The 21956-nt window shown below is 72.3% G+C and carries 19 protein-coding genes and 4 tRNA genes; 12 read left to right on the forward strand and 11 right to left on the reverse strand.

The genetic code is table 11. From position 1 onward, the window contains the following. Positions 1–42: 42 nt before the first annotated feature. Complete coding sequence (locus JE024_RS18315; RefSeq protein ID WP_205374620.1) at positions 43–1455, reverse strand: sulfatase-like hydrolase/transferase; 1413 nt, start codon at positions 1453–1455, stop codon at positions 43–45. A 135-nt stretch (positions 1456–1590) separates the two neighbouring features. After that, positions 1591–1686 (reverse strand): putative leader peptide, encoded by a 96-nt coding sequence (locus JE024_RS42310; RefSeq protein WP_355649107.1) that lies wholly within the window; start codon positions 1684–1686, stop codon positions 1591–1593. 227 nt (positions 1687–1913) lie between these two features. Here JE024_RS42310 and purF point away from each other — a divergent pair, with 227 nt between their 5' ends. Further along, the gene (gene purF, locus JE024_RS18320; protein ID WP_205374621.1) at positions 1914–3440 is read left to right on the forward strand and encodes an amidophosphoribosyltransferase; all 1527 of its coding nucleotides are present in this window, start codon (positions 1914–1916) and stop codon (positions 3438–3440) included. Between the two features lie 34 nt (positions 3441–3474). Continuing rightward, the gene (purM, locus tag JE024_RS18325) at positions 3475–4560 is read left to right on the forward strand and encodes a phosphoribosylformylglycinamidine cyclo-ligase (protein ID WP_205374622.1); all 1086 of its coding nucleotides are present in this window, start codon (positions 3475–3477) and stop codon (positions 4558–4560) included. A 172-nt stretch (positions 4561–4732) separates the two neighbouring features. On the opposite strand, the gene JE024_RS18330 is transcribed toward purM, so the two are convergent. Both JE024_RS18330 and JE024_RS18335 read right to left on the reverse strand, forming a co-directional pair. Then, the gene (locus tag JE024_RS18330) at positions 4733–4996 is read right to left on the reverse strand and encodes a DUF3073 domain-containing protein (protein ID WP_205374623.1); all 264 of its coding nucleotides are present in this window, start codon (positions 4994–4996) and stop codon (positions 4733–4735) included. 279 nt (positions 4997–5275) lie between these two features. After that, positions 5276–6367, reverse strand: coding sequence for a Leu/Phe/Val dehydrogenase (locus JE024_RS18335; protein WP_205374624.1), 1092 nt, complete (start codon positions 6365–6367; stop codon positions 5276–5278). 156 nt (positions 6368–6523) lie between these two features. On the opposite strand from JE024_RS18335, the gene JE024_RS18340 reads away from it, so the two are divergent. Both JE024_RS18340 and bldC read left to right on the forward strand, forming a co-directional pair. Next, the gene (locus JE024_RS18340; protein ID WP_205374625.1) at positions 6524–7354 is read left to right on the forward strand and encodes a DUF8083 family protein; all 831 of its coding nucleotides are present in this window, start codon (positions 6524–6526) and stop codon (positions 7352–7354) included. Between the two features lie 477 nt (positions 7355–7831). Next, positions 7832–8038: a developmental transcriptional regulator BldC gene (bldC, locus tag JE024_RS18345; RefSeq protein ID WP_003949541.1), complete on the forward strand. Its 207-nt coding sequence runs from the start codon at positions 7832–7834 to the stop codon at positions 8036–8038. Between the two features lie 376 nt (positions 8039–8414). Here bldC and JE024_RS18350 read toward each other — a convergent pair whose 3' ends face one another. The 3 genes from JE024_RS18350 to hrpA all read right to left on the reverse strand — a co-directional run bounded on the left by JE024_RS18350 (position 8415) and on the right by hrpA (position 12937). After that, on the reverse strand, positions 8415–8621 hold the full coding sequence (locus JE024_RS18350) for a DUF6274 family protein (protein ID WP_205376776.1): 207 nt from the start codon (positions 8619–8621) through the stop codon (positions 8415–8417). 181 nt (positions 8622–8802) lie between these two features. Continuing rightward, a tRNA-Asp gene (locus tag JE024_RS18355) sits at positions 8803–8877 on the reverse strand. Between the two features lie 106 nt (positions 8878–8983). Further along, positions 8984–12937: an ATP-dependent RNA helicase HrpA gene (gene hrpA / locus JE024_RS18360; RefSeq protein WP_205374626.1), complete on the reverse strand. Its 3954-nt coding sequence runs from the start codon at positions 12935–12937 to the stop codon at positions 8984–8986. A 162-nt stretch (positions 12938–13099) separates the two neighbouring features. Between hrpA and JE024_RS18365 the strand changes: the two genes are divergently transcribed. The 3 genes from JE024_RS18365 to JE024_RS18375 all read left to right on the forward strand — a co-directional run bounded on the left by JE024_RS18365 (position 13100) and on the right by JE024_RS18375 (position 15321). Then, on the forward strand, positions 13100–13525 hold the full coding sequence (locus tag JE024_RS18365; RefSeq protein WP_205374627.1) for a hypothetical protein: 426 nt from the start codon (positions 13100–13102) through the stop codon (positions 13523–13525). A 99-nt stretch (positions 13526–13624) separates the two neighbouring features. Then, positions 13625–14494 carry a DsbA family protein gene (locus tag JE024_RS18370; protein WP_205374628.1) on the forward strand — a complete coding sequence of 290 codons (870 nt, stop codon included), beginning with the start codon at positions 13625–13627 and terminating at the stop codon, positions 14492–14494. After that, the gene (locus JE024_RS18375) at positions 14491–15321 is read left to right on the forward strand and encodes a cytochrome c biogenesis CcdA family protein (protein WP_205374629.1); all 831 of its coding nucleotides are present in this window, start codon (positions 14491–14493) and stop codon (positions 15319–15321) included. The genes JE024_RS18370 and JE024_RS18375 overlap by 4 nt, the downstream gene beginning before the upstream one ends. 101 nt (positions 15322–15422) lie before the next feature. On the opposite strand, the gene JE024_RS18380 is transcribed toward JE024_RS18375, so the two are convergent. From JE024_RS18380 to JE024_RS18395, 4 genes are all read right to left on the reverse strand, one after another. Continuing rightward, positions 15423–15496: transfer RNA gene (locus tag JE024_RS18380), tRNA-Phe, on the reverse strand. A gap of 22 nt (positions 15497–15518) precedes the next feature. Beyond that, positions 15519–15593 (reverse strand) — tRNA-Asp (locus tag JE024_RS18385). 39 nt (positions 15594–15632) lie between these two features. Beyond that, positions 15633–15705 (reverse strand) — tRNA-Glu (locus tag JE024_RS18390). Positions 15706–15786: 81 nt separating this feature from the next. Continuing rightward, positions 15787–17364, reverse strand: a complete 1578-nt coding sequence (locus tag JE024_RS18395; protein WP_205376599.1) for a metallophosphoesterase family protein — start codon at positions 17362–17364, stop codon at positions 15787–15789. Positions 17365–17407: 43 nt separating this feature from the next. Here JE024_RS18395 and JE024_RS18400 point away from each other — a divergent pair, with 43 nt between their 5' ends. From JE024_RS18400 to JE024_RS18420, 5 genes are all read left to right on the forward strand, one after another. Beyond that, on the forward strand, positions 17408–17758 hold the full coding sequence (locus JE024_RS18400; protein ID WP_205374630.1) for a metallopeptidase family protein: 351 nt from the start codon (positions 17408–17410) through the stop codon (positions 17756–17758). Continuing rightward, entirely contained in the window at positions 17755–18228 is a 474-nt protein-coding gene (locus JE024_RS18405; protein ID WP_205374631.1) for a fluoride efflux transporter FluC, read from the forward strand. Before JE024_RS18400 ends, JE024_RS18405 begins: the two co-directional genes overlap by 4 nt. A gap of 142 nt (positions 18229–18370) precedes the next feature. Beyond that, positions 18371–18733: a fluoride efflux transporter FluC gene (locus JE024_RS18410; protein WP_205374632.1), complete on the forward strand. Its 363-nt coding sequence runs from the start codon at positions 18371–18373 to the stop codon at positions 18731–18733. A 239-nt stretch (positions 18734–18972) separates the two neighbouring features. Then, on the forward strand, positions 18973–19575 hold the full coding sequence (locus JE024_RS18415) for a hypothetical protein (RefSeq protein ID WP_205374633.1): 603 nt from the start codon (positions 18973–18975) through the stop codon (positions 19573–19575). A gap of 206 nt (positions 19576–19781) precedes the next feature. Further along, positions 19782–21944, forward strand: a complete 2163-nt coding sequence (locus JE024_RS18420; RefSeq protein WP_205374634.1) for a DEAD/DEAH box helicase — start codon at positions 19782–19784, stop codon at positions 21942–21944. Positions 21945–21956: the final 12 nt, after the last annotated feature.

Raw genomic sequence — 21956 nt, forward strand, 5'->3', positions numbered from 1 at the left:
CGCCGTCCCCGCCCCCGAGGGCGCGGGGACGGCACAGCCGGGTCAGGACGGGTAGGGCAGCAGCGTGCCGTTCACGGTCTCCCAGGCGGTGCGCAGCTCCGCCAGCCGGGCCGGTTCCGCCGTGGCCCGGTCGGCCTGCTCGCGGACGTCCTCGGAGAGCCGGAAGAGCTGGTCGCGGCCGGTCTTGCCGCGGTAGTACTTCCAGTCGCCGCGCCGCAGCGCGCGCTCGCCGCGCACCCGCCAGAACAGATCCCGCTCGGGCACGTCGGCGCCGCGCAGCAGATGGCCCGCGAGCGAGGTGCCGTCCAGCGGGTACGCCGGGTGGGGGCGGGCGCCGCCGATCTCCAGCAGGGTCGCCGTCCAGTCCGGTGTGTACACCGGCAGGTCGCTGACCTGGTGTCCCTCGATGCGGGCCGGCCAGCGCAGGATCGACGGGACCCGGATGCCGCCCTCCTGGAGCGAGGACTTGTTGCCCGACAGCGGCCAGTTGTAGGAGAAGCGCTCGCCGCCGTTGTCGCTGGCGAAGAAGACGAGGGTGTCCTTCTCCTGCCCGGACCGCCGGAGGGCGTCCAGCACCCGGCCTACGGAGCGGTCGAGGTCCTCGACCATCTCCCGGTACTTGTCGAGCGAGCCGCCGTCGTTGTGGAAGAGCGCCCGCCCGTCTCCCGCCTTGATCCGCGCGGTGACGGCGGCGCTCTCCTCGGTGTCGCCGTCGGCGATCCAGGGCCAGTGCGGGGTGGTGAAGTTGAGGTTGAGCAGCCACGGCTTCCCGTGGTCGCGTCCGACGTACTCGCTCGCCCGCTCGGTCAGGATGCGGGTGTAGTAGCGCAGGTCCTGGTACTCGGCGTCGCCCTCGTAGAGGTCGTATTCGCCGCCGAGCCCCAGTTTGGAGTAGTACTCCAGGGCGCCGCCGAAGTTGCCGAAGAACTCGTCCCAGCCGGAGCGGGTGGGGCTGTAGTCGGGCAGGTAGCCGGCGTGCCACTTGCCGATCAGCGCGGTGGCGTAGCCGGCGTCGCGCAGCAGCGAGGCGAGCGTGGGGTGGGTGGGCTCCAGGCCCGCCGTGCGGTCGGCGATCGGTTCGGCGAGCCCGCCCTTCGTGCGGCCGGGGAAGCGGCCGGTGTAGAGGCTGAAGCGGGTGGGGGAGCAGGTCGCGGATCCCGCGTAGGCGTCGGTGAAGCGCACGCCCTGCCGGGCGAGCCGGTCCAGGTGGGGGGTGCGTATGTGGGTCGATCCGTACGAGGACAGGTCGGCCCAGCCGAGGTCGTCGCCGAGGATGAACAGGATGTTGGGGCGCCGGGAGTGCCGGCCGAGGGAGCGCGAGGCACGGAAGGGGCGTTCCCCGGGTCCGGACGCGGCGGCGTCGGTCGCGGGGAGTCCGACGGCTGCCGCGGCGGCGCCGGCGACGGTGGCGCCGGCGAAGGCACGCCGGGACAGGGAGGGCTCGTACGCGTTCACAGGTGTCTCCAGACACAGGGGTGCAGACCTTCCCGGAACGGGCACGGAGGCGCACGCGGGAGGGCGGGGGAGGAGAGCGGGCGGGGCCCGGGATCAGGGGTGCGGACCCGCGCGGACGGCGGGCCGGAGTGTGAACTAGCGCACGCAGCGACAGATGGCGCTCGCGACACGGACCAGGTCGACGTGGCGGCGCTCCACGAGTGTGACCGTCCGGTCACCGGGAAGCTGCATGACCCGGGAGCCTGGCCGAGCCCGACCAGGCGTGTCAACGATCGTCCCGGCATGCGGACGCCGAAATGGACACCCGGACGATCTTGGGGAGCCTGCCGGGAGGGCCTCGGGGAGCGTGGGAACGCGCGGTTCCGGGTGGGGTCCCGGTGGTCCTCAAAGGTCCCGGAGAGGAGTTCCCGGGCATCCCCAATTCGGACCAGTGGTCGATCTCGCCTACACTCGGTGCCGTGCCACGTGGTGACGGACGACTCAACCACGACCTGCTCCCCGGTGAGAAGGGCCCCCAGGACGCTTGCGGCGTCTTCGGTGTCTGGGCTCCGGGTGAAGAGGTCGCGAAGCTCACTTACTTCGGGCTCTACGCCCTCCAACATCGAGGCCAGGAATCCGCGGGTATCGCGGTCAGCAACGGCTCTCAGATCCTCGTCTTCAAGGACATGGGGCTCGTGTCCCAGGTGTTCGACGAGACCTCCCTCGGCTCCCTGAGCGGTCATATCGCGGTCGGTCACGCCCGCTACTCGACCACCGGTGCCTCCGTCTGGGAGAACGCGCAGCCGACCTTCCGGGCCACGGCCCACGGCTCGATCGCGCTCGGCCACAACGGGAACCTGGTCAACACGGCCCAGCTCGCCGAGATGGTCGCGAAGCTCCCCAAGGAGAACGGCCGGGCGACCCAGGTCGCGGCGACCAACGACACCGATCTGGTCACCGCGCTGCTGGCCGGCCAGGTCGACGACGACGGCAAGCCGCTGACCGTCGAGGAGGCCGCCGCCAAGATCCTCCCCGAGGTCCGGGGCGCGTTCTCGCTGGTCTTCATGGACGAGGGCACCCTCTACGCGGCCCGCGACCCGCAGGGCATCCGCCCGCTGGTCCTCGGCCGCCTGGAGCGCGGCTGGGTCGTCGCCTCCGAGTCGGCGGCGCTCGACATCTGCGGCGCGAGCTTCGTGCGGGAGGTCGAGCCGGGCGAGATGATCGCCATCGACGAGAACGGCATCCGCACCTCTCGATTCGCAGAAGCGAAGCCCAAGGGCTGTGTCTTCGAGTACGTCTACCTGGCCCGTCCCGACACGGACATCGCCGGTCGGAACGTGTACCTCTCGCGGGTCGAAATGGGCCGGAAACTCGCCAAGGAAGCGCCCGTCGAGGCGGATCTGGTCATAGCGACGCCGGAGTCCGGCACGCCCGCCGCCATCGGCTACGCCGAGGCGAGCGGTATCCCGTACGGCTCCGGCCTGGTGAAGAACGCCTACGTGGGCCGCACCTTCATCCAGCCCTCGCAGACCATCCGCCAGCTCGGCATCCGGCTGAAGCTGAACCCGCTGAAGGAAGTCATCCGCGGCAAGCGGCTCGTCGTCGTCGACGACTCGATCGTCCGCGGGAACACCCAGCGCGCGCTGGTCAAGATGCTCCGCGAGGCGGGCGCAGCCGAGGTCCACATCCGGATCTCCTCGCCGCCGGTGAAGTGGCCGTGCTTCTTCGGCATCGACTTCGCCACCCGCGCCGAGCTCATCGCCAACGGCATGACGATCGACGAGATCGGCACCTCGCTCGGGGCCGACTCGCTGTCCTACATCTCCATCGACGGCATGATCGAGGCGACCACCATCGCCAAGCCGAACCTGTGCCGCGCCTGCTTCGACGGCGAGTACCCGATGGAGCTGCCCGATCCCGAGCTGCTCGGCAAGCAGCTCCTGGAGACCGAGCTGGCCGCCGGGCCCGCCGCGACGGCGGCCGCCGACGCCCTCCGTCGTCCGTAAGACCGCGCAGTACGACACGAAAGCTCATAAAGCCATGTCCCAGGCACATCCTGCCGACGGCGGCGCCAGCTACGCAGGTGCGGGCGTCGACATCGAAGCGGGCGACCGCGCCGTCGAGCTGATGAAGGAGTGGGTGAAGAAGACGCAGCGCCCCGAGGTCGCCGGTCTCGGCGGTCTCGGCGGATTCGCCGGCCTCTTCGACGCCTCCGCCCTCAAGCGCTACGAGCGTCCGCTGCTCGCCTCGGCCACCGACGGCGTCGGTACCAAGGTCGACATCGCCCGTCAGATGGGTGTCTACGACACGATCGGCCACGACCTGGTCGCCATGGTCATGGACGACATCGTCGTGTGCGGTGCCGAGCCCCTGTTCATGACCGACTACATCTGCGTCGGCAAGGTGCACCCCGAGCGGGTCGCCGGGATCGTCAAGGGCATCGCCGAGGGCTGCGTGCTCGCCGGCACGGCCCTGGTCGGCGGCGAGACCGCCGAGCACCCCGGCCTGCTCGGCCCCGACGACTTCGACGTCGCCGGCGCCGGCACGGGCGTGGTCGAGGCGGACCGGCTGCTGGGCCCCGACCGGATCCGTGAGGGCGACGTGGTCATCGCCATGGCGTCCTCCGGGCTTCACTCGAACGGGTACTCGCTCGTCCGGCACGTGCTCTTCGACCGCGCGGGCATGTCGCTCGACGCGCATGTGGAGGAGCTCGGCAGGACCCTCGGCGAGGAGCTGCTGGAGCCGACCAGGATCTACTCGCTGGACTGCCTGGCGGTCACCCGGACGACCGAGGTGCACGCCTTCAGCCACATCACCGGCGGCGGCCTCGCGGCCAACCTGGCCCGGGTGATCCCGGACGGCCTGCACGCCACGGTGGACCGCGGCACCTGGACGCCGGGCGCCGTGTTCGACCTCGTCGGCACCGCCGGCGCCGTCGAGCGGCTGGAGCTGGAGAAGACCCTGAACATGGGCGTGGGCATGATGGCCGTCGTCCCGGAGACCTCCGTGGACGTGGCGCTGACCACCCTCGCCGACCGCGGCGTGGACGCCTGGGTCGCCGGCCGGATCGTCGCCCGCGGCGACCACGCCGGCGGCGCGGAACTCACCGGCGGATACGCGCGCTAGCCGAGGGGCGCCCGGATCGCGGAGCCGGATCCGGGCACACCGATGAGGCGGCTGCCTCCGGGCAGCCGCCGGTCGGACCCGCGGCACCGGTCCGTACGACGCCACGACACCCGACGCGGAGCACACAGAACCCGGTCCGGGGCAAGCCCGGACCGGGTCGGTGAGTCAAGCGTCAAGCGCCGCGGCGCTGAGACGAGGAACCGGACTCGTCGTCCTCGTCCTCGTCGTCGTTGTACATGTCCGCGTACCGCGCGTACGGGTCGTCTTCCTCGTCGTCGTCCTCGAACGGCTCGCCGTTGGGCGGCTGGTTCGAGATCGGACTCGGAGTAGAAGCGCCCAGCTCGTTGGCCAGACGCGACAGGTCAGTCCCGCCGCTGTTGTACTTCAGCTGGCGGGCGACCTTTGTCTGCTTGGCCTTGGCCCGGCCGCGCCCCATGGCTCGACCCCCTCGGTGACGGGGCTCGACGGCCCCAGAGTCTTGACACGCGTTCATGATGCGGAACGGGCTCTCCTCGAAGAGCTCGGTCCGTAGGTTTCAACGGTACCTGCTTCCGCGGCCATACGGTACGCCGCCCGCATGAGGTGCCACTTCACAGGACCCTCGAGGCGCGTTGTCCTCGCTGGTCAACTGCGATTTTAACCTCTTCTTCGGGCACGACCCGCCGACCGGGGTGAGTCTTGTCTCCCCGGCCGGCGGTCGGACGTGTCCGCGAGGTCAGCGCCGGCGGGCCTCCGCCATGCGCTGCTCGGCGATCCGGTCGGCCGCGGCGGCCGGCGGAATCCCGTCTTCCTTCGCACGTGCGAATATTGCCAGCGTGGTGTCGAAGATCTTCGCGGCCTTCGTCTTGCAGCGGTCGAAGTCGAAGCCGTGGAGCTCGTCGGCGACCTGGATGACCCCGCCGGCGTTGACGACGTAGTCGGGCGCGTAGAGGATCCCGCGGTCCGCGAGGTCCTTCTCCACACCGGGGTGGGCGAGCTGGTTGTTCGCCGCGCCGCAGACCACGCGGGCGGTGAGCACCGGGACGGTGTCGTCGTCGAGCGCGCCGCCGAGCGCGCAGGGCGCGTAGACGTCCAGGCCCTCGGTGCGGATCAGGGCGTCGGTGTCGGCGACCGCGGTGACCTGCGGGTGCTTGTCGGTGATCCGGCGGACCGAGTCCTCGCGCACATCGGTGATCACGACCTCGGCGCCGTCCTCCAGCAGGTGCTCGACCAGGTAGTGGCCCACCTTGCCGACGCCGACGACGCCGACCTTGCGGCCGCGCAGCGTCGGGTCGCCCCACAGGTGCTGGGCCGAGGCGCGCATGCCCTGGAAGACGCCGTACGCGGTGAGGACGGAGGAGTCGCCCGCGCCGCCGTTGGCGGGGGAGCGGCCGGTGACCCAGCGGCTCTCGCGTGCCACGACGTCCATGTCGGCGACGTAGGTGCCGACGTCGCAGGCGGTGACGTAGCGGCCGCCGAGGGACTCCACGAAGCGCCCGTAGGCGCGCAGCAGCTCGTCGGTCTTGATCAGCTCGGGGTCGCCGATGATCACGGCCTTGCCGCCGCCGTGGTCCAGGCCGGCCATGGCGTTCTTGTACGACATGCCCCGGGCGAGGTTCAGCGCGTCGGCGACGGCTTCCTCCTCGGAGGCGTACGGGTAGAAGCGGGTGCCGCCGAGGGCCGGGCCCAGGGCGGTGGAGTGGATGGCGATGACGGCCTTCAGGCCGGTGGCGCGGTCCTGGCACAGCACGACTTGCTCGTGTCCCCCCTGCTCCGATCGGAACAGGGTGTTCAGTACGTCGACACGGGCGCCGGTCACATCGGTCACGGTGGTGACTCCCAAGTACGAGACGGCGGAAAGGAGCCTTCCTGCGGGTGGGGAAGGTCCGGTTGGGCAGAAGGGTAAGGCCTACGCGTGCGTAGATCAGGATCCGTGCCCGGGATCACCCACTCGCGGGAGTACCGGCGTGGAAGGATTCGCGGCATGCCAGCGCTGTCCTCGGTCCTTGTCCCGTACGCGGCCTATCTGCGGATCTACGAGCCGCTGGCGGCCTTCCCCGAGCCGGAGCGCGGCCACTGGGCGCGCTACGCCCGGGCCGGGCGGGCGCCCACCGCGCAGGACGAACTGCGCCGCTCGCTGGCGGACTTGCTGCCCACGCCGCCGGTCGCCGTGCCCGTCCACGAAAGCGCGGACGCCTTCGTCGCCGAGGTCGACGGGGTGGTCTGCGTCTGCCCCTGGCGGACCCGGCTGCGGGGCTGGCTGGCGCTGGAGGAACTGCCGGGGCGGCTGCCGGCGCCGCTCCTGGACGTGGTGCTGCCGCCGGTGGTGCGGGGGCAGGCCGCGGCGGACTTCGAGCAGTGGCGGGAGCGCAACCCGGACGCCCGCCCGTGGATCAGGACCTCGGTGTGGGGCGTGCCGGTCGGCTGGTTCGTCCTCTTCACGGACGAGGAGCGGGCCTACGAGGAGGCGGTGCCCGCGCTGCGGTACCGCACGCCCATGGTCGAGGCGCGGCGCCGGCTGGCGCGGGCGCTGCGCACGCTGCGGGAGACCATCGACGAGGGGCCGCTGACCGAGAGCCTGGTGGACGTGGGCCGGTGGCTGGAGGAGTTCCACCCGCGGTCGCTGGTCGAGCTGGACTACGGCGGGCTCGTCCACGCGCTGCCGGGCGACCAGCTCGCGGGGGACCGGTCGGCCGCGGACGCGGCGGAGGGGCTCGCGGCGCTGCGGGCCGGGGACGGCGACGCGGCGGTGGCGGCGTACGGACGGCTGATGGAGCGTTGGCGGGCCGTGAGGGACCGTCAGTTCGCCAACTGACGGGGGCGCTGGGAGCGCTCTTCGCCGCAGAGGGGACGTAGGTCCCGATCCGGGCGATTGCCCCAAGCGTGATGGACGGCACTTACCGCGCCCTTGCGCCCATCACCTACCCTCGTGTCAAAATAGGACAAGGAGTCCGGGGAGGGTTCCTTCCGCCTGCTTATGGGCGGATTGCTCTGCATTGCACGCTATGGGGGGTCTGGTGACTCCTGATCGCTCTGTGACTGATCGTTACTGTGACGTGACTGTCCGTTATGGCATGGTCCATCGGGCTTCGGCCGCTGATGGACACCTCAGAGGGCAATTCCATCGGTTTGGCCGACGTGGCTGGACAGATGGTGTAGTTGTAGTGCCGAGGACAAGCCGTTCGTCCTATAACCGACTCGGCCCGCGTCCGCCATTTCGGGCAACGCGGGTCAAGGTGCAGAATTTAGAGGAAAGAACCGAGATGGTTCGGTTCTCCCGAGGAGGCCGCTCATGACCGCTCGCACCCCTGATGCCGAGCCGCTGCTGACCCCGGCTGAGGTTGCCACGATGTTCCGCGTGGACCCGAAGACGGTCACCCGCTGGGCTAAGGCGGGCAAGCTCACGTCCATCCGCACGCTCGGAGGACACCGCCGCTACCGCGAGGCAGAGGTCCGCGCACTGCTTGCGGGTATTCCGCAGCAGCGCAGCGAGGCCTGAACACCCCGTATTGCCGGGCATGTCCGGGGCCCCCACCCTGGATCCGCCCACTTCTAGCTTCACCTGACGTGCGCCTGCCCCAACAGGCTTCCGTCGTCGATCGCGCTGGACTCCGCCGGGTCCAGCGCGATTTTTTCTTTCCCGGACCGGGCCGGACGGCCCTTCGGCCGGCCCGCGGGGACCGCCCGGTCTGACATCGGTGTCGGGGCGGGATGCCCCTGGAGGCCAGTGCAATGGCACATATTAAATGGGGGCATTGTAGGGAGGGGTTAAGTTCCCGATGTACGAGAACCAGTTCGGTGACACCCGTCACAGTACGCGCCTCTTGCCAAAATCCAGCCTGCCACTGAACAAGCCGCGCCGCGCCGGGCATTGGTCACTCTTCGGGGGGACGTTGGTCCCTCTCCTCCGACGGCCTGCGGGGCGTCCGCGACGCCCGCGGGGGCTCGGGGCGCTCCATCGCGAGGCGCAGGAGGCGATGGCAGACGGGGCAGGTCCTCGTGATGTGGCGGTAGCCCGTCGCGGCCGCCAGATGGGCGCGCAGCAGCGCGCGGGTCTCGTGCCGTCCCGCCGTGTCCGTCATGCACGTCACCTCCGTGGTGTGTGCGGGCGCGCGGGAGGCTCCGCACGCCCCCGGGAGGGCCCGGGAAGACCGGGGTACCCGCGGGGGCGGGCCGCGTCAAGACGTCCCGCACGGGGGCGCGTACGGCCGCGGACACGACGAAGGCCCGCATCGATACGATGCGGGCCTTCGTGTACTGGCGCGGTCCTGACGGGATTTGAACCCGCGGCCTCCACCTTGACAGGGTGGCGAGCACTCCAAACTGCTCCACAGGACCAGGTTTTGCGGCCTCTTCCGGCGACTTCCGTCGCTTTCCCCGGCTGCGAGAGAGACTGTACAGGAGACCGCTGGTCTGGTCGAACTCACCCAGGGCTACCGCCCGGTCACGGCGCCAGGGCGTCGATCGCCTTCACGATCCGCTTGTCCGAGACCGGGTACGCGGTGCCCAGGGCGTGGGCGAAGTAGCTCACCCGCAGCTCCTCGATCATCCACCGGACGTCCAGCACCTGCCGGGGCACCGGGCGGCCCTGCGGGAGCTGTTCCAGCAGCCAGGCGTACTCGTCCCGCATCTCGTGGACCTTCTCCATGCGCGTGGTGTCGCGCTGGACCGAGGTGGGCATCTGCTGGAGCCTGCGGTCCGCGGCGACCAGATAGCGCATCAGGTCGGGCAGCCGGCCCAGCCCCGTCAGCGTCACGAAACCGGGCGGCATCAGCGCCGCGAGCTGCTCCCGGACGTCCGCCACGTTGCGGAGCAGCGTCGGGCTGCCCGTGGCCTTGAGACGGCGCTCGCAGGCCTGCCAGGCGGCCAGGATCTGCTGCACGCGGTCGACGGTGCGCACGGTCAGGTCCACCAGGTCGGCGCGGACCTTGTCGAACAGCTTCCGGAACGACTCCTCGTCCCACGCCGGACCGCCGTGGTCGGCGATCAGCCGGTCGGCGGCGGCCGTGGCGCAGTCCTCGAAGAGGGCCTGCACCGAGCCGTGCGGATTGCGGGACAGCGCCAGCTTCTGCTGGTTCGTCAGCCGGTCCGACGCGAACTTCGCCGGGCTGACCGGGATGCCCAGCATGATCAGCCGCCGGGTGCCCCGCCACATGGCCTGCGCCTGCTCCGCCTCGCTGTCGAAGAGCCGCACCCCGACCGTGGCGCCCTCGTCGACGAGGGCCGGATAGGCCTTCACCGGCTGGCCCGCGCGGCGGGTCTCGAACACCTTCGACAGAGCGCCGATCGTCCAGTCCGTGAGCCCGGTGCGCTCCAGGGAGCCGCCGGACGGGCCGGAGGAGGCCGCCGCGGCGGACAGCGCCTGGCGGGCCTTGGGCTTCAGCTTCAGCCGCAGTGTCTCCAGGTCCTTGTCCTCGGCCAGCTTCCTGCGCCGCTCGTCGACGATCCGGAAGGTGATCCGCAGGTGGTCGGGGACCCGGGACCGGTCGAAGTCGTCCGCCGAGACGGGGACGCCGACCATCCGCTGGAGCTCTCGCGCCAGAGTGACCGTCAGCGGCTCCTGGAGCGGGACGGCCGTGTCCAGGAAGCGGCCCGCGTAGTTGGGCGCCGGTACGTAGTGGCGGCGGATCGGCTTGGGGAGGGAACGGATCAGCTCCGTCACGACCTCCTCCCGCAGGCCCGGGATCTGCCAGTCGAAGCCCTCGGACGTGACCTGGTTGAGCACCTGGAGCGGGACGTGGACGGTCACGCCGTCGGCGTCGGCGCCGGGCTCGAACTGGTAGGTCACCCGGAACTTCAGCCGTCCCTGGCGCCAGGAGTCCGGGTAGTCGTCCTTGGTGACCGCGCCGGCCTTCTCGTTGATGAGCATCTCGCGCTCGAAGTCGAGCAGCTCGGGCTGCTCCCGGTGCTTGTGCTTCCACCAGGAGTCGAAGTGCGCCCCGGAGACGACGTGCTCGGGCACCCGCTGGTCGTAGAAGTCGAACAGCGTCTCGTCGTCGACCAGGATGTCGCGGCGGCGGGCCCGGTGCTCCAGCTCCTCGACCTCGGTCAGCAGCCGGCGGTTGTCGGCGAAGAACTTGTGGTGGGTGCGCCAGTCGCCCTCGACGAGGGCGTTGCGGATGAACAGGTCCCGGGAGGTCTCCGGGTCGATGCGCCCGTAGTTGACCTTCCGCTGCACCACGATCGGCACGCCGTACAGCGTGACCTTCTCGTAGGCCATGACCGCCGCGGCGTCCTTCTCCCAGTGCGGCTCGCTGTAGGTGCGCTTGAGCAGGTGCCCGGCCAGCGGCTCGATCCACTCCGGCTCGATCCGCGCGTTGACCCGGGCCCACAGCCGTGACGTCTCGACGAGCTCCGCCGACATGACGAACCGCGGGGGCTTCTTGAAGAGCGCCGAACCGGGGAAGATCGCGAACTTGGCGTTGCGGGCGCCCAGGTACTCGTTCCGGCCGCCGCTCCCGCGCCCGCTCTCGCCGGCGGTCTCCTTCACGTCCTTCATGCCGACGTGCGACAGCAGACCGGCCAGCAGCGAGACGTGCACCGACTGCTCGGGGGCGTCGGCGTCGTCGACGTGGAAGCCCATCTGCTTGGCGACCGTGCGGAGCTGGGAGTAGATGTCCTGCCACTCGCGGATGCGCAGGAAGTTCAGGTACTCCTGCTTGCACATCCGGCGGAAGCTGGAGGAGCCCCGCTCCTTCTGCTGCTCGCGGACGTAGCGCCAGAGGTTGAGGTAGGCGAGGAAGTCGCTGGTCTCGTCCTTGAACCGGGCGTGCTGCTGGTCGGCCTGGGTCTGCTTCTCGGCCGGCCGCTCGCGCGGGTCCTGGATGGAGAGCGCGGCCGCGATCACCATGACCTCGCGGACGCAGTTGTTCCGGTCGGCCTCGACGACCATCCGGGCCAGCCGGGGGTCGACGGGGAGCTGGGACAGCTTCCGGCCGAGCTGGGTGAGGCGCTTCTTCGGGTCCTTCTCGGCGGGGTCGATCGCGCCCAGCTCCTGGAGGAGCTGCACACCGTCGCGGATGTTGCGGTGGTCCGGCGGGTCGATGAAGGGGAACTTCTCGATGTCGCCGAGCCCGGCGGCGGTCATCTGGAGGATGACCGAGGCCAGGTTGGTCCGCAGGATCTCGGCGTCGGTGAACTCCGGGCGGGCCAGGAAGTCGTCCTCGGAGTACAGCCGGACGCAGATGCCGTCGGAGGTGCGCCCGCAGCGGCCCTTGCGCTGGTTGGCGCTGGCCTGGCTGACCGCCTCGATGGGCAGCCGCTGGACCTTGGTGCGATGGCTGTAGCGCGAGATGCGGGCGGTGCCCGGGTCGATCACGTACTTGATGCCGGGGACCGTCAGGGAGGTCTCGGCGACGTTGGTGGCGAGCACGATCCGACGGCCGGTGTGCTGCTGGAAGACGCGGTGCTGCTCGGCGTGGGAGAGCCGGGCGTACAGCGGCAGCACCTCGGTGAAGCGGTACTGCTTCTTGTTGAGCGCGTCCGCGGTGTCGCGGATCTCGCGCTCGCCGGAGAGGAAGACGAGGATGTCGCCCTTGCCCTCGCCCATCAGCTCCTCGACGGCGTCCGTGATCGCGGTGATCTGGTCGCGGTCGGCGTCGTCGGAGTCCTCCTCCAGCAGCGGCCGGTAGCGGACCTCGACCGGATAGGTGCGCCCGCTGACCTCGACGATCGGGGCGTCCCCGAAGTGGCGGGAGAAGCGCTCCGGGTCGATCGTCGCGGAGGTGATGACGACCTTGAGGTCGGGTCTGCGCGGCAGCAGCTGCGCGAGGTAGCCGAGCAGGAAGTCGATGTTCAGGGACCGCTCGTGGGCCTCGTCGATGATGATCGTGTCGTAGGCGCGCAGCTCGCGGTCGGTCTGGATCTCGGCGAGCAGGATGCCGTCGGTCATCAGCTTCACGAACGTGGCGTCCTGGTCCACCTGGTCGGTGAAGCGGACCTTCCAGCCGACCGCCTCGCCGAGCGGTGTCCGCAGCTCGTCCGCCACCCGCTCCGCGACGGTACGGGCGGCGATGCGGCGGGGCTGCGTATGGCCGATCATGCCCCGGACGCCCCGGCCGAGCTCCATGCAGATCTTGGGGATCTGGGTCGTCTTGCCGGAGCCCGTCTCACCGGCGACGATCACGACCTGGTGGTCGCGTATCGCCTCCAGGATCTCGTCCTTCTTCTGGCTGACGGGCAGCTGCTCGGGATACGTGATCGCGGGCACCCGCGCGGCGCGCCGCGCGGTGCGGGCCGCGGACTTCTCCGCCTCCGCGGCGATCTCGTCCAGCACGGCCTGCCGGGCCTCGGGCTTGCGGATGCGGCGGGCGCCCTCGAGACGGCGGCCGAGCCGGTGGGCGTCGCGCAGCGACGCCCCGCTCAGCGCGGTCTGGAGGTCGGCGAAGGAAGTAGACATACGGAGTCCAGGATCGCACCCCCGCGGAACCGGTGGCGAACCCATTTCGCCGGTTCTCAGACACAGGTGGTGCAGTATGGAGCGAATCGTTCACGCCCTGTGCGGAGCCCCGCACGCCGGCGGCCCGCCGCCCCGCTCCTGACGCCGAAGGGACCGCCCGCCATGCCGACCGGCCGCGACCACGGGCACCGGCTGCCGGCCGTGCTGGGTGTGCTGCTCGGGACGCTGCTGGTCCTCGCCGGCTGCGCGTGGGCGGCCGCGGCGCCGGGGGGCGGTTACGGCGGCACGGGATCGGTCGCGGCGTCCGGGTACGCCGGCACGGCGGTCGCCGCCGATGCCGGCTCCGGCTCCGGCTCGGTGCCGGGGTGCGGCAGGGGGCTTCCCGACGCGGACGACGGCGCCCGGCCGGGCATGCCCCCGCGCGGTTCGACGGCGCACGAGCCGCTGCCCGCGACGCAGCAGCTCCCCGCGTGCCTCGCCGGGGCGCTGCCCGCCTGGGACGACGTGCGCCCGGCCCGGGCGGTGCTCCGCGCCCCGCCGCCCTTCGGCCCGCCCTCCCCGGTCGCCCTGTCGGTACTGCGCGTATAGGCCGGGCCGGGTGCCGCCGCCACCGCGTCCCGCCGCCGGCCGCCGCATCCCCGCCACATGCCGCCTTGTCCGTACGACTTCCTGTACAGGAGCACCACCATGCCCTCGTCCGCCGCACCCACCCCGTCCCGCAGGCCGATCGCCATCGGGGCCGGGGTGCTCGTCGCCGCGCTGCTGCTCGGCTACGCGTCCTACTCCGCGACCAAGCCGTCCGACGCGGGCCCCGGCGGCTCGTCGGCCGTCGCCGAGAGCTCCGCCGGGCCCGGCGGGAGCTCCCACCCGGAGCTGCTGAAGCTCGCCCGCCGGGACGCCGGCGACCCGCTGGCGGCCGGCCGGGCCGACGCCCCCGTCGTGATGGTCGAGTACGCCGACTTCCAGTGCGGCTACTGCGGGAAGTTCGCCCGCGACACCGAGCCGGAGCTGATGCGGAAGTACGTCGAGGACGGCACCCTGCGCATCGAGTGGCGCAACTTCCCCATCTTCGGCGCCGAGTCCGAGGCGGCCGCGCGGGCCTCCTGGGCGGCCGGCCGGCAGGGCCGGTTCTGGCAGTTCCACGCCGCGGCCTACGCGGAGGGCGCGAAGGAGAAGGGCTTCGGCGCCGCCCGGCTGCGCGCCCTCGCCCAGGAGGCGGGCGTCGCCGACCTCGACCGGTTCGTCCGGGACACGGAGAGCGAGGCGGCACGCGAGGCCGTCGCCCGCGACCAGGAGGAGGGGTACGGCCTGGGCGCCACCTCCACACCGTCGTTCCTGATCAACGGGCGGCCGATCGCCGGCGCGCAGCCCGCCGGCACGTTCACCGAGGCCATCGAGGCGGCCGCCGCCGAGGCCGGGGCGGGCCGCGCCGCCGGGTCCGGCTCCTCGAAGCAGGGCGAGCGGGAAGCACAGGGCGAGCGGGACGAGCAGAGCGGGCAGGACGAGCAGAGCCGGCGGGAAGCGCAGGACGAGCAGGGCGAACAGGGTCCGCGATGAGCGACATCGGCTATCTCGCCGCCTTCCTCGGCGGCCTGCTCGCGCTGATCAGCCCGTGCAGCGCCCTGCTGCTGCCGGCGTTCTTCGCGTACTCCGTCGACACCACCGGGCGGCTGACCGCCCGGACCTGTGTCTTCTTCGCCGGGCTCGCCACCACCCTCGTCCCGCTCGGCGCCGCCGGGTCGTTCGCCGGGCGGCTGTTCTACGGCCACCGCGATCTGCTGGTCGCCGTCGGGGGCTGGCTGATCGTCGCGCTCGGGGTCGCCCAGATCCTGGGGACCGGTTTCGCCTCGCGCCGGCTCGCCGAGGTGTCCGGCCGCATCCGCCCGACGACCGCGCTCTCCGTCTACGCCCTCGGCCTCGTCTACGGGCTGGCCGGCTTCTGCGCCGGGCCGATCCTCGGCAGCGTGCTCACGGTGGCCGCGATCTCCGGCAGCCCGGTCTACGGCGGGCTGCTGCTCGCCGTGTACGCGCTGGGCATGGCGGTCCCGCTCTTCGTGCTGGCCCTGTTCTGGGAGCGGTACGGGCTGGGGCGCCGCCGGTGGCTGCGGGGACGGGAGTTGAGGGCGGGGCGTTTCCGGCTGCACACGACGTCGCTGCTGTCCGGTCTCTTCTTCGTGCTGCTGGGCACGGTGTTCCTGGTCTTCGACGGCACCACCGCGCTGCCGGGACTGCTGTCCGTGGACGACTCCTTCGCGGTGGAGGAGTGGGCCTCGGGCGTCGGGCGGGCGGTGCCGGACTGGGTGCTGCTGACGGCGGTGGTGGTCGCCGTGGCGGTGGTCCTCGCGGTGCGCGGCCGGCGCCGGCCGGCCCGCGACGGGGCCTGACACGACGGGGGCGCGGTCCATTGGGCCGCGCCCCACGCGGCGGTGGGCAGCGGGAGGCGACACGAAGAAGGCCCCGATCTCTCGATCGGGGCCTTCGGTTGTGGCTGGGGCCGGGGTCGAACCGGCGACCTATCGCTTTTCAGGCGATCGCTCGTACCAACTGAGCTACCCAGCCACGAAGCTCTTGCGAGCTCCAGCGGTCCTGACGGGATTTGAACCCGCGGCCTCCACCTTGACAGGGTGGCGAGCACTCCAAACTGCTCCACAGGACCAAGCATGGTGCGAGAACAAGTCTCGCACACGGTTGTGCGTGCCCCCAACGGGATTCGAACCCGTGCTACCGCCTTGAAAGGGCGGCGTCCTGGGCCACTAGACGATGAGGGCTAAAGGCCCGCCGTGTGCGCTTCGCAGCGCGTCGGGGACGTGAGAAGCATATGGGATGGGGGGAGCTATCGCCAAAACGGTTTACGGGGAGGGGCTGGAGGAGGTCGCCGGGGGTGCCGGCGCGGGGGGCGGGGGCTCCACGACATGGCGGCTGACCTCGGCCGTCGTCAGCCCGAGACCGCCCAGGGTGACCTCGTCCCAGGCCTGGAGCCGGCGGTTGCCGCGGTCCAGATAGAGCACCGAGGCGCGCACCTTCTCCGGCTTCTCGTTCTGCACCGCGCGCAGTCCGCCGCCGCCGGTCGACCCCTCGATCTTCAGCCGGGTGCCGTGCTTCATCACCTCGTTCTTGCGCTGGTGGATGTGGCCGGCCAGCACCAGCGGCACGGTGCCGTCGGTCTCGGCGGCGGCGGCCGGGTTGTGCGCGACCGCGATGTCCACCGGAGTGCCGGCGCGCTCCTGGTCGCGCAGGGCGGAGGCGAGCCGGATGCCCGTCATGCGCTCGGCCGGGTCGCCCTGGGCCACCACCGTGCGGTCCGGGGTGAACTGGGGGTCGCCGCTGCCCGCGATGCGGACGCCGGCGACGGTGACCGCCCGCCCGTCGTCGAGGACGTGCACGTTCTTCATCCGGGACAGGTACTCCTGCGTGGTGCGGGAGTCGTGGTTGCCGCGCACCCACACATAGGGCGCCCCGAGGCCGGGGATCGCGTCGAGGAAGCCGTTCTCGGCGGCGCTGCCGTGGTCCATGGTGTCGCCCGAGTCGATGATCACGTCGATCCGGTACTGCTCCACCATCGAGCGGATGATGTGCCACGCCGCCGGGTTGAGGTGGATGTCGGAGACATGGAGCACCCGCAGGGTGTCCGGGTCGGGCGCGTAGGCGGGGAGCGTGGAGGTGGCGTCGTAGAGCTTGGTCACATTGGTGACCAGGCGCGCCAACTCCTTCTGGTAGACGTCGAACTCGGTGACGATCGAGCGGGCGTTGCCGACGACCGAGGGGGCGGAGGTCAGCAGCCCGTCGAACTTGGGCTCCAGCACGGACTTCGGGTTCCAGGTCGCCGCCGCCGACGTGGCGGAGGCCGCGAGCAGTGCGAGCGCGAGCCCGCCCGCGGCCAGCGCGCGGCGGGGCCGGCGGTAGACGGCCAGACCGAGCGCCGTCGCGCCGGTCACGACGGCGACGCAGGAGCGCAGCGCGAGCCCGGTGGTGCCGTCGAGGACGTCCGCAGCCACCTGGTCCTGGAGGCCGGAGAACCGCTCGGGGTTGTCGACCAGGGCCTGCGAGCGGGCGGGGTCCAGCCGGTCCACGTCGACGTCGAGGCGCAGTGGCGCCACGTGCGAGTCGAGCCGCAGCGCGCCGAGCGGCGAGACGTTGATCTTGGTGCCGCCGGTGAGGGAGGGGCGCAGCGTCATGGTGGTGTCCATGGGCCCGACCGGCGTGCGGACGTTGCCCACGATCAGCAGGCCCAGCCAGGCGCCGACCAGGACGACGGCGGTCATCCCCAGCGCGCGCGCCCACGGGTGCGGGGCGCGCTCCGGACCGGCCGGTGCGGGGCCGGGGCGCAGCAGGGCGCGGAGCACGGAGCGGACGGGTCGGCGGGGGCGGTGCGGTGACGGGGCTTGGCGGGCCATTGGTCCCGTATGCCCCACACGGCGGCGGACCATGCCGGGGCGGCGCCCGGTCCACCGTGTGCGTGACAATGGCCGGGTGCTGGAGATGACGCGTGAGGAGTTCGAGGAACTGGTCGCCGAGGCGCTGGACAGGATCCCGCCCGAACTGACGCGGCTGATGGACAACGTCGCCGTGTTCGTGGAGGACGAGCCGGCCCCCGACGACCCCGAGCTGCTCGGGCTCTACGAGGGGACCCCGCTCACGGACCGCGGCGAGTGGTACGCGGGCGTGCTGCCCGACCGCATCACCATCTACCGGGGCCCCACGCTGCGCATGTGCGAGACGCGCGAGGACGTGGTCGCGGAGACGGAGATCACCGTGGTGCACGAGATCGCCCACCACTTCGGGATCGACGACGCGCGGCTGCACGAGCTGGGCTACGGGTGAGCGGGGAGCCCGTGGACCCGGACGGCGGCCTGTCCGTCCCCGCGCAGCGGGCGGAGTTCACGGGGACCGGCCGGTGGGCCGTCCTCGGCGCGATCGCGGTCGGCGGGGCGGCCGGCGCGACGGCCCGGCACGGCGCCGAGGTGCTGTGGCCGGCCCCGGCGGGAGGCTTCCCGTGGGCCGTGCTCGGGGTCAACCTCCTCGGCTGCGCGCTGATCGGGGTGCTGATGCCGCTGGTCGCCGAGGACGGCCGCTCCGCGCATCCGCTGGTGCGGCCCTTCCTGGGGGTCGGCGTGCTCGGCGGGTTCACCACCTTCTCGACGTACGCCTTGGGCACCGTCGGCCTGCTGGAGCACGGCCGGCCCGGTCCGGCGCTGCTCTACGCGGCGGGCACGGCGGCCGGCGCGCTGCTCGCGGTCACGGCGGCCGCGCGCCTCACCCGCGCCGTGCTCGGCCGGGGGGCGGTCCGGTGAGCGGCGTTCGCGGTGGGCGGGGCGGTGGGCGGGGCCGTGGGCCGGTGAGCCGGCCCGTGCGGGGGTGGTCCGGTGAGCGGTGTCCCCGGCGGCCGGGGGGCGGTCCGGTTCGCGGTGCCGTGCCCGGCCGGGCGGTGGGCCGGTGAGCTGGCTGCTGGTGGTGGCGGGCGCCGCGGTGGGCGCGCCGCTGCGGTATCTGACGGACCGTGCGGTGCAGGCGCGTCACGACTCCGGCTTCCCGTGGGGCACCCTCGCGGTGAACACGGCGGGCAGCCTGGTGCTCGGGCTGCTCGCCGGGGCGGCGGTCTCCTCGTCGGCGTACGCGCTGCTCGGGACGGGGCTGTGCGGGGCGCTGACCACGTACTCCACGTTCTCGTACGAGACCCTGCGGCTCGCGGAGCGCGGGAGTCCGCGGGCCGCCGCGGCGAACGTGGCGCTGTCGGTCGCGGCCGGGCTGGGGGCGCTGTACCTCGGCATGGAGGCGGCCCGCGGGCTGACGGGCTGACGGCACGCGGGCCGGCCGCACGTGAGCGGGCCGGTGCGGCGGTGCGGCGCGCGGTGGCTCCCGGTGCGGCGGTGCGGCGGTGCGGTGGCAACCGGCGCGGACCGGCGCGAGGGGCGCGGGCGGGGCGCAGAAGGCGTTCTCCCGGCGGGACGGCGGGGCGCGAGAGCCGTGTCCCCGGCGGGGGGACGGTAGTTGGGCAGGGGGACCCGCCCGCCCTTCCCGTCCCCGGAGGTGCCCCCGTGCGCCAAGTGTCCCGTCCCGGCCGAACGGCCGCCGCCTGGTTCGCCACCGCCATGGCGGTCATGGCCTCGGCCGGCTGCATGAGCGTCAGCGACGACCCCGGCGCCCGTCCCGCGCCGCGTTCGTCCGCCGACCGGCCCGGAGCGGAGGCCGCCGCGGACGGGGACCCGGGCTCGGCGGGCGGGCAGCGCCAGGCCCGGCCGGCCGGGGGCGGACACGACGGCCGCGACGGCGAGGAAGCCGGGAAGGAGACCGGTGCCTCGCCGGAGCCCGGCGCGGATCCCGGCGCGTCCGCTGGCCCGAGCGCCCCCGCGAGCCCCGGCGCGCACCCCGGCCCGGGGCAGGGCACCGGCGATCCGGGCACCCGGCCCACCGCGCCGCCGCCCGACCGGCCGACCCCGCAGCCGCCCACCACGCCGCCCGCCGAGCCGACGCCGCAGCCCACGCCCACCCCGGACCCGACGCCGACCGAGCCCACCGCCGAGCCCTCGGCCACCTCGGCGCCGGAGGCGCACATGGGCGCGATGCGGGTGCTGGAGGAGCGGCCGGAGTACGTCATGGGCACCGAGCCGGTGGCGTCGCCGCAGGCCGGACCGGCGTGACGCGGCTCACCACGAGCTGGTTTGCCTTGACCGGTGGAGGGTGCGTATGGTGGTAGATCGTTTGATCCCATTGCCCGGCGCCGAAAAAGAAGAGCGCCGCGTGGCGCGTACTCTCCCTAGCCGTGGCTGACCGCATTGAGGCGGTCGAATTGCGAATTCACGGAGTTTGGGCGCGTGCCGAGACTCCGGAAGGTTTCGCATTTCGCATGTCCACTTTCAGTACTGATCACGCCGTCATGCCCGAGAGCGTCGAGGCCGTCGAGGCCACCGAAGCCGTCGAGGCCGAGGCCGCAGAGGCCCCCGAGGCCCCCGAGACCACCTTCGCCGACCTCGGTCTGCCCGAGGGCGTCGTGCGCAAGCTCGCCCAGAACGGCGTGACCACCCCCTTCCCGATCCAGGCGGCGACCATCCCGGACGCCCTGGCCGGCAAGGACATCCTCGGCCGCGGCCGCACCGGCTCCGGCAAGACCCTCTCCTTCGGTCTGCCCACCCTGGCCACGCTGGCCGGCGGGCACACCGAGAAGAAGAAGCCCCGCGCGGTCATCCTCACCCCGACCCGTGAGCTCGCGATGCAGGTCGCGGACGCCCTCCAGCCCTACGGCGACGTGCTCGGCCTCAAGATGAAGGTCGTCTGCGGCGGTACCTCGATGGGCAACCAGATCTACGCCCTGGAGCGCGGCGTCGACATCCTCGTCGCCACCCCGGGCCGTCTGCGCGACATCATCAACCGCGGCGCCTGCTCCCTGGAGGCCGTCCAGGTCGCCGTCCTCGACGAGGCCGACCAGATGTCCGACCTGGGCTTCCTGCCCGAGGTCACCGAGCTCCTCGACCAGGTCCCGGCCGGCGGCCAGCGCATGCTGTTCTCCGCCACCATGGAGAACGAGATCTCCACCCTGGTCAAGCGCTACCTGACCGACCCGGTCAGCCACGAGGTCGACAGCGCCCAGGGCAACGTCACGACCATGACGCACCACGTGCTCGTCGTGAAGCCCAAGGACAAGGCGCCGGTCACGGCCGCCATCGCCGCCCGCAAGGGCCGCACCATCATCTTCGTCCGCACCCAGCTCGGTGCCGACCGCATCGCCGAGCAGCTCCGCGACGCCGGTGTGAAGGCCGACGCGCTGCACGGCGGCATGACGCAGGGCGCCCGTACGCGGACCCTGGCCGACTTCAAGGACGGCTACGTCAACGCGCTCGTCGCCACCGACGTCGCCGCCCGCGGCATCCACGTCGACGGTATCGACCTGGTGCTCAACGTGGACCCGGCCGGGGACCACAAGGACTACCTGCACCGCTCGGGCCGCACCGCCCGCGCCGGCAAGTCCGGTGTCGTGGTCTCGCTGTCGCTGCCGCACCAGCGCCGCCAGATCTTCCGTCTGATGGAGGACGCGGGCGTCGACGCCTCGCGCCACATCGTCGGCGGCGCGGGCGCGTTCGACCCGGAGGTCGCCGAGATCACCGGCGCCCGTTCGCTGACCGAGGTCCAGGCCGACTCCGCCAACAACGCGGCCAAGCAGGCCGAGCGCGAGGTCGTCGAGCTCACCCGCCAGCTCGAGCGCGTCCAGCGCCGTGCCGGCGAGCTGCGCGAGGAGGCCGACCGCCTGGTGGCGCGTGCCGCCCGCGAGCGCGGTGACGACCCCGAGGCCGCGGTCGCCGAGGTGACCGAGGCCGCCGAGGCCGAGGTCGCCGCCACCCCGGAGCCGGCTCCCGAGCCGGCCCGCGACGAGCGCCCGTCCTTCGACCGCCGCGACGACCGGGGCAACTTCGAGCGCCGCGAGCGTCGTGACAACGACCGTGGTGGTTTCCGCCGGGACAACGACCGTGGCGGCTTCAACCGTGACGACCGTGGTGGCCGTTCCTTCGAGCGTCGTGACGACCGTTCCTCGGGCGGGTTCCGCCGTGACGAGCGTCGTGACAACGACCGTGGTGGTTTCCGCCGGGACAACGAGCGCGGTGGCTTCAACCGTGACGACCGTGGTGGCCGTTCCTTCGAGCGTCGTGACGACCGTTCCTCGGGCGGGTTCCGCCGTGACGAGCGTCGTGACAACGACCGTGGTGGTTTCCGCCGGGACAACGAGCGCGGTGGCTTCAACCGTGACGACCGTGGTGGCCGTTCCTTCGAGCGTCGTGACGACCGTTCCTCGGGCGGGTTCCGCCGCGACGAGCGTCCGTCCGGCCACCGCGGCAGCGACCGTCCGTTCAACCGCGACCGCCGCGACGACCGCCCCTCGGGCGGCTTCCGCTCCGGCGGCGACCGCCACGACCGCCCCTACGGCCGCCGCGACGACCACCGCGGCGCCGGCTCCGGCTCCGGTTCCTTCGGCGGCGGCCGCCGCGACGACAAGCCGCGCTGGAAGCGCAACGGCTGACACAGGCGGCTG

It is taken from the genome of Streptomyces zhihengii, assembly GCF_016919245.1.
In the GTDB taxonomy this organism is placed as follows: Bacteria; Actinomycetota; Actinomycetes; order Streptomycetales; family Streptomycetaceae; genus Streptomyces; species Streptomyces zhihengii.

What these genes read in the sequence shown, in the direction of transcription:
- JE024_RS42310 (WP_355649107.1), bottom strand. Translation starts at nt 1,686, where the DNA reads ATGCAGCTTCCCGGTGACCGGACGGTCACACTCGTGGAGCGCCGCCAC.
- purM (WP_205374622.1), top strand. Translation starts at nt 3,475, where the DNA reads ATGTCCCAGGCACATCCTGCCGACGGCGGCGCCAGCTACGCAGGTGCG.
- JE024_RS18330 (WP_205374623.1), bottom strand. Translation starts at nt 4,996, where the DNA reads ATGGGGCGCGGCCGGGCCAAGGCCAAGCAGACAAAGGTCGCCCGCCAG.
- JE024_RS18340 (WP_205374625.1), top strand. Translation starts at nt 6,524, where the DNA reads ATGCCAGCGCTGTCCTCGGTCCTTGTCCCGTACGCGGCCTATCTGCGG.
- bldC (WP_003949541.1), top strand. Translation starts at nt 7,832, where the DNA reads ATGACCGCTCGCACCCCTGATGCCGAGCCGCTGCTGACCCCGGCTGAG.
- JE024_RS18350 (WP_205376776.1), bottom strand. Translation starts at nt 8,621, where the DNA reads ATGACGGACACGGCGGGACGGCACGAGACCCGCGCGCTGCTGCGCGCC.
- hrpA (WP_205374626.1), bottom strand. Translation starts at nt 12,937, where the DNA reads ATGTCTACTTCCTTCGCCGACCTCCAGACCGCGCTGAGCGGGGCGTCG.
- JE024_RS18365 (WP_205374627.1), top strand. Translation starts at nt 13,100, where the DNA reads ATGCCGACCGGCCGCGACCACGGGCACCGGCTGCCGGCCGTGCTGGGT.
- JE024_RS18370 (WP_205374628.1), top strand. Translation starts at nt 13,625, where the DNA reads ATGCCCTCGTCCGCCGCACCCACCCCGTCCCGCAGGCCGATCGCCATC.
- JE024_RS18375 (WP_205374629.1), top strand. Translation starts at nt 14,491, where the DNA reads ATGAGCGACATCGGCTATCTCGCCGCCTTCCTCGGCGGCCTGCTCGCG.
- JE024_RS18395 (WP_205376599.1), bottom strand. Translation starts at nt 17,364, where the DNA reads ATGGTCCGCCGCCGTGTGGGGCATACGGGACCAATGGCCCGCCAAGCC.
- JE024_RS18420 (WP_205374634.1), top strand. Translation starts at nt 19,782, where the DNA reads ATGTCCACTTTCAGTACTGATCACGCCGTCATGCCCGAGAGCGTCGAG.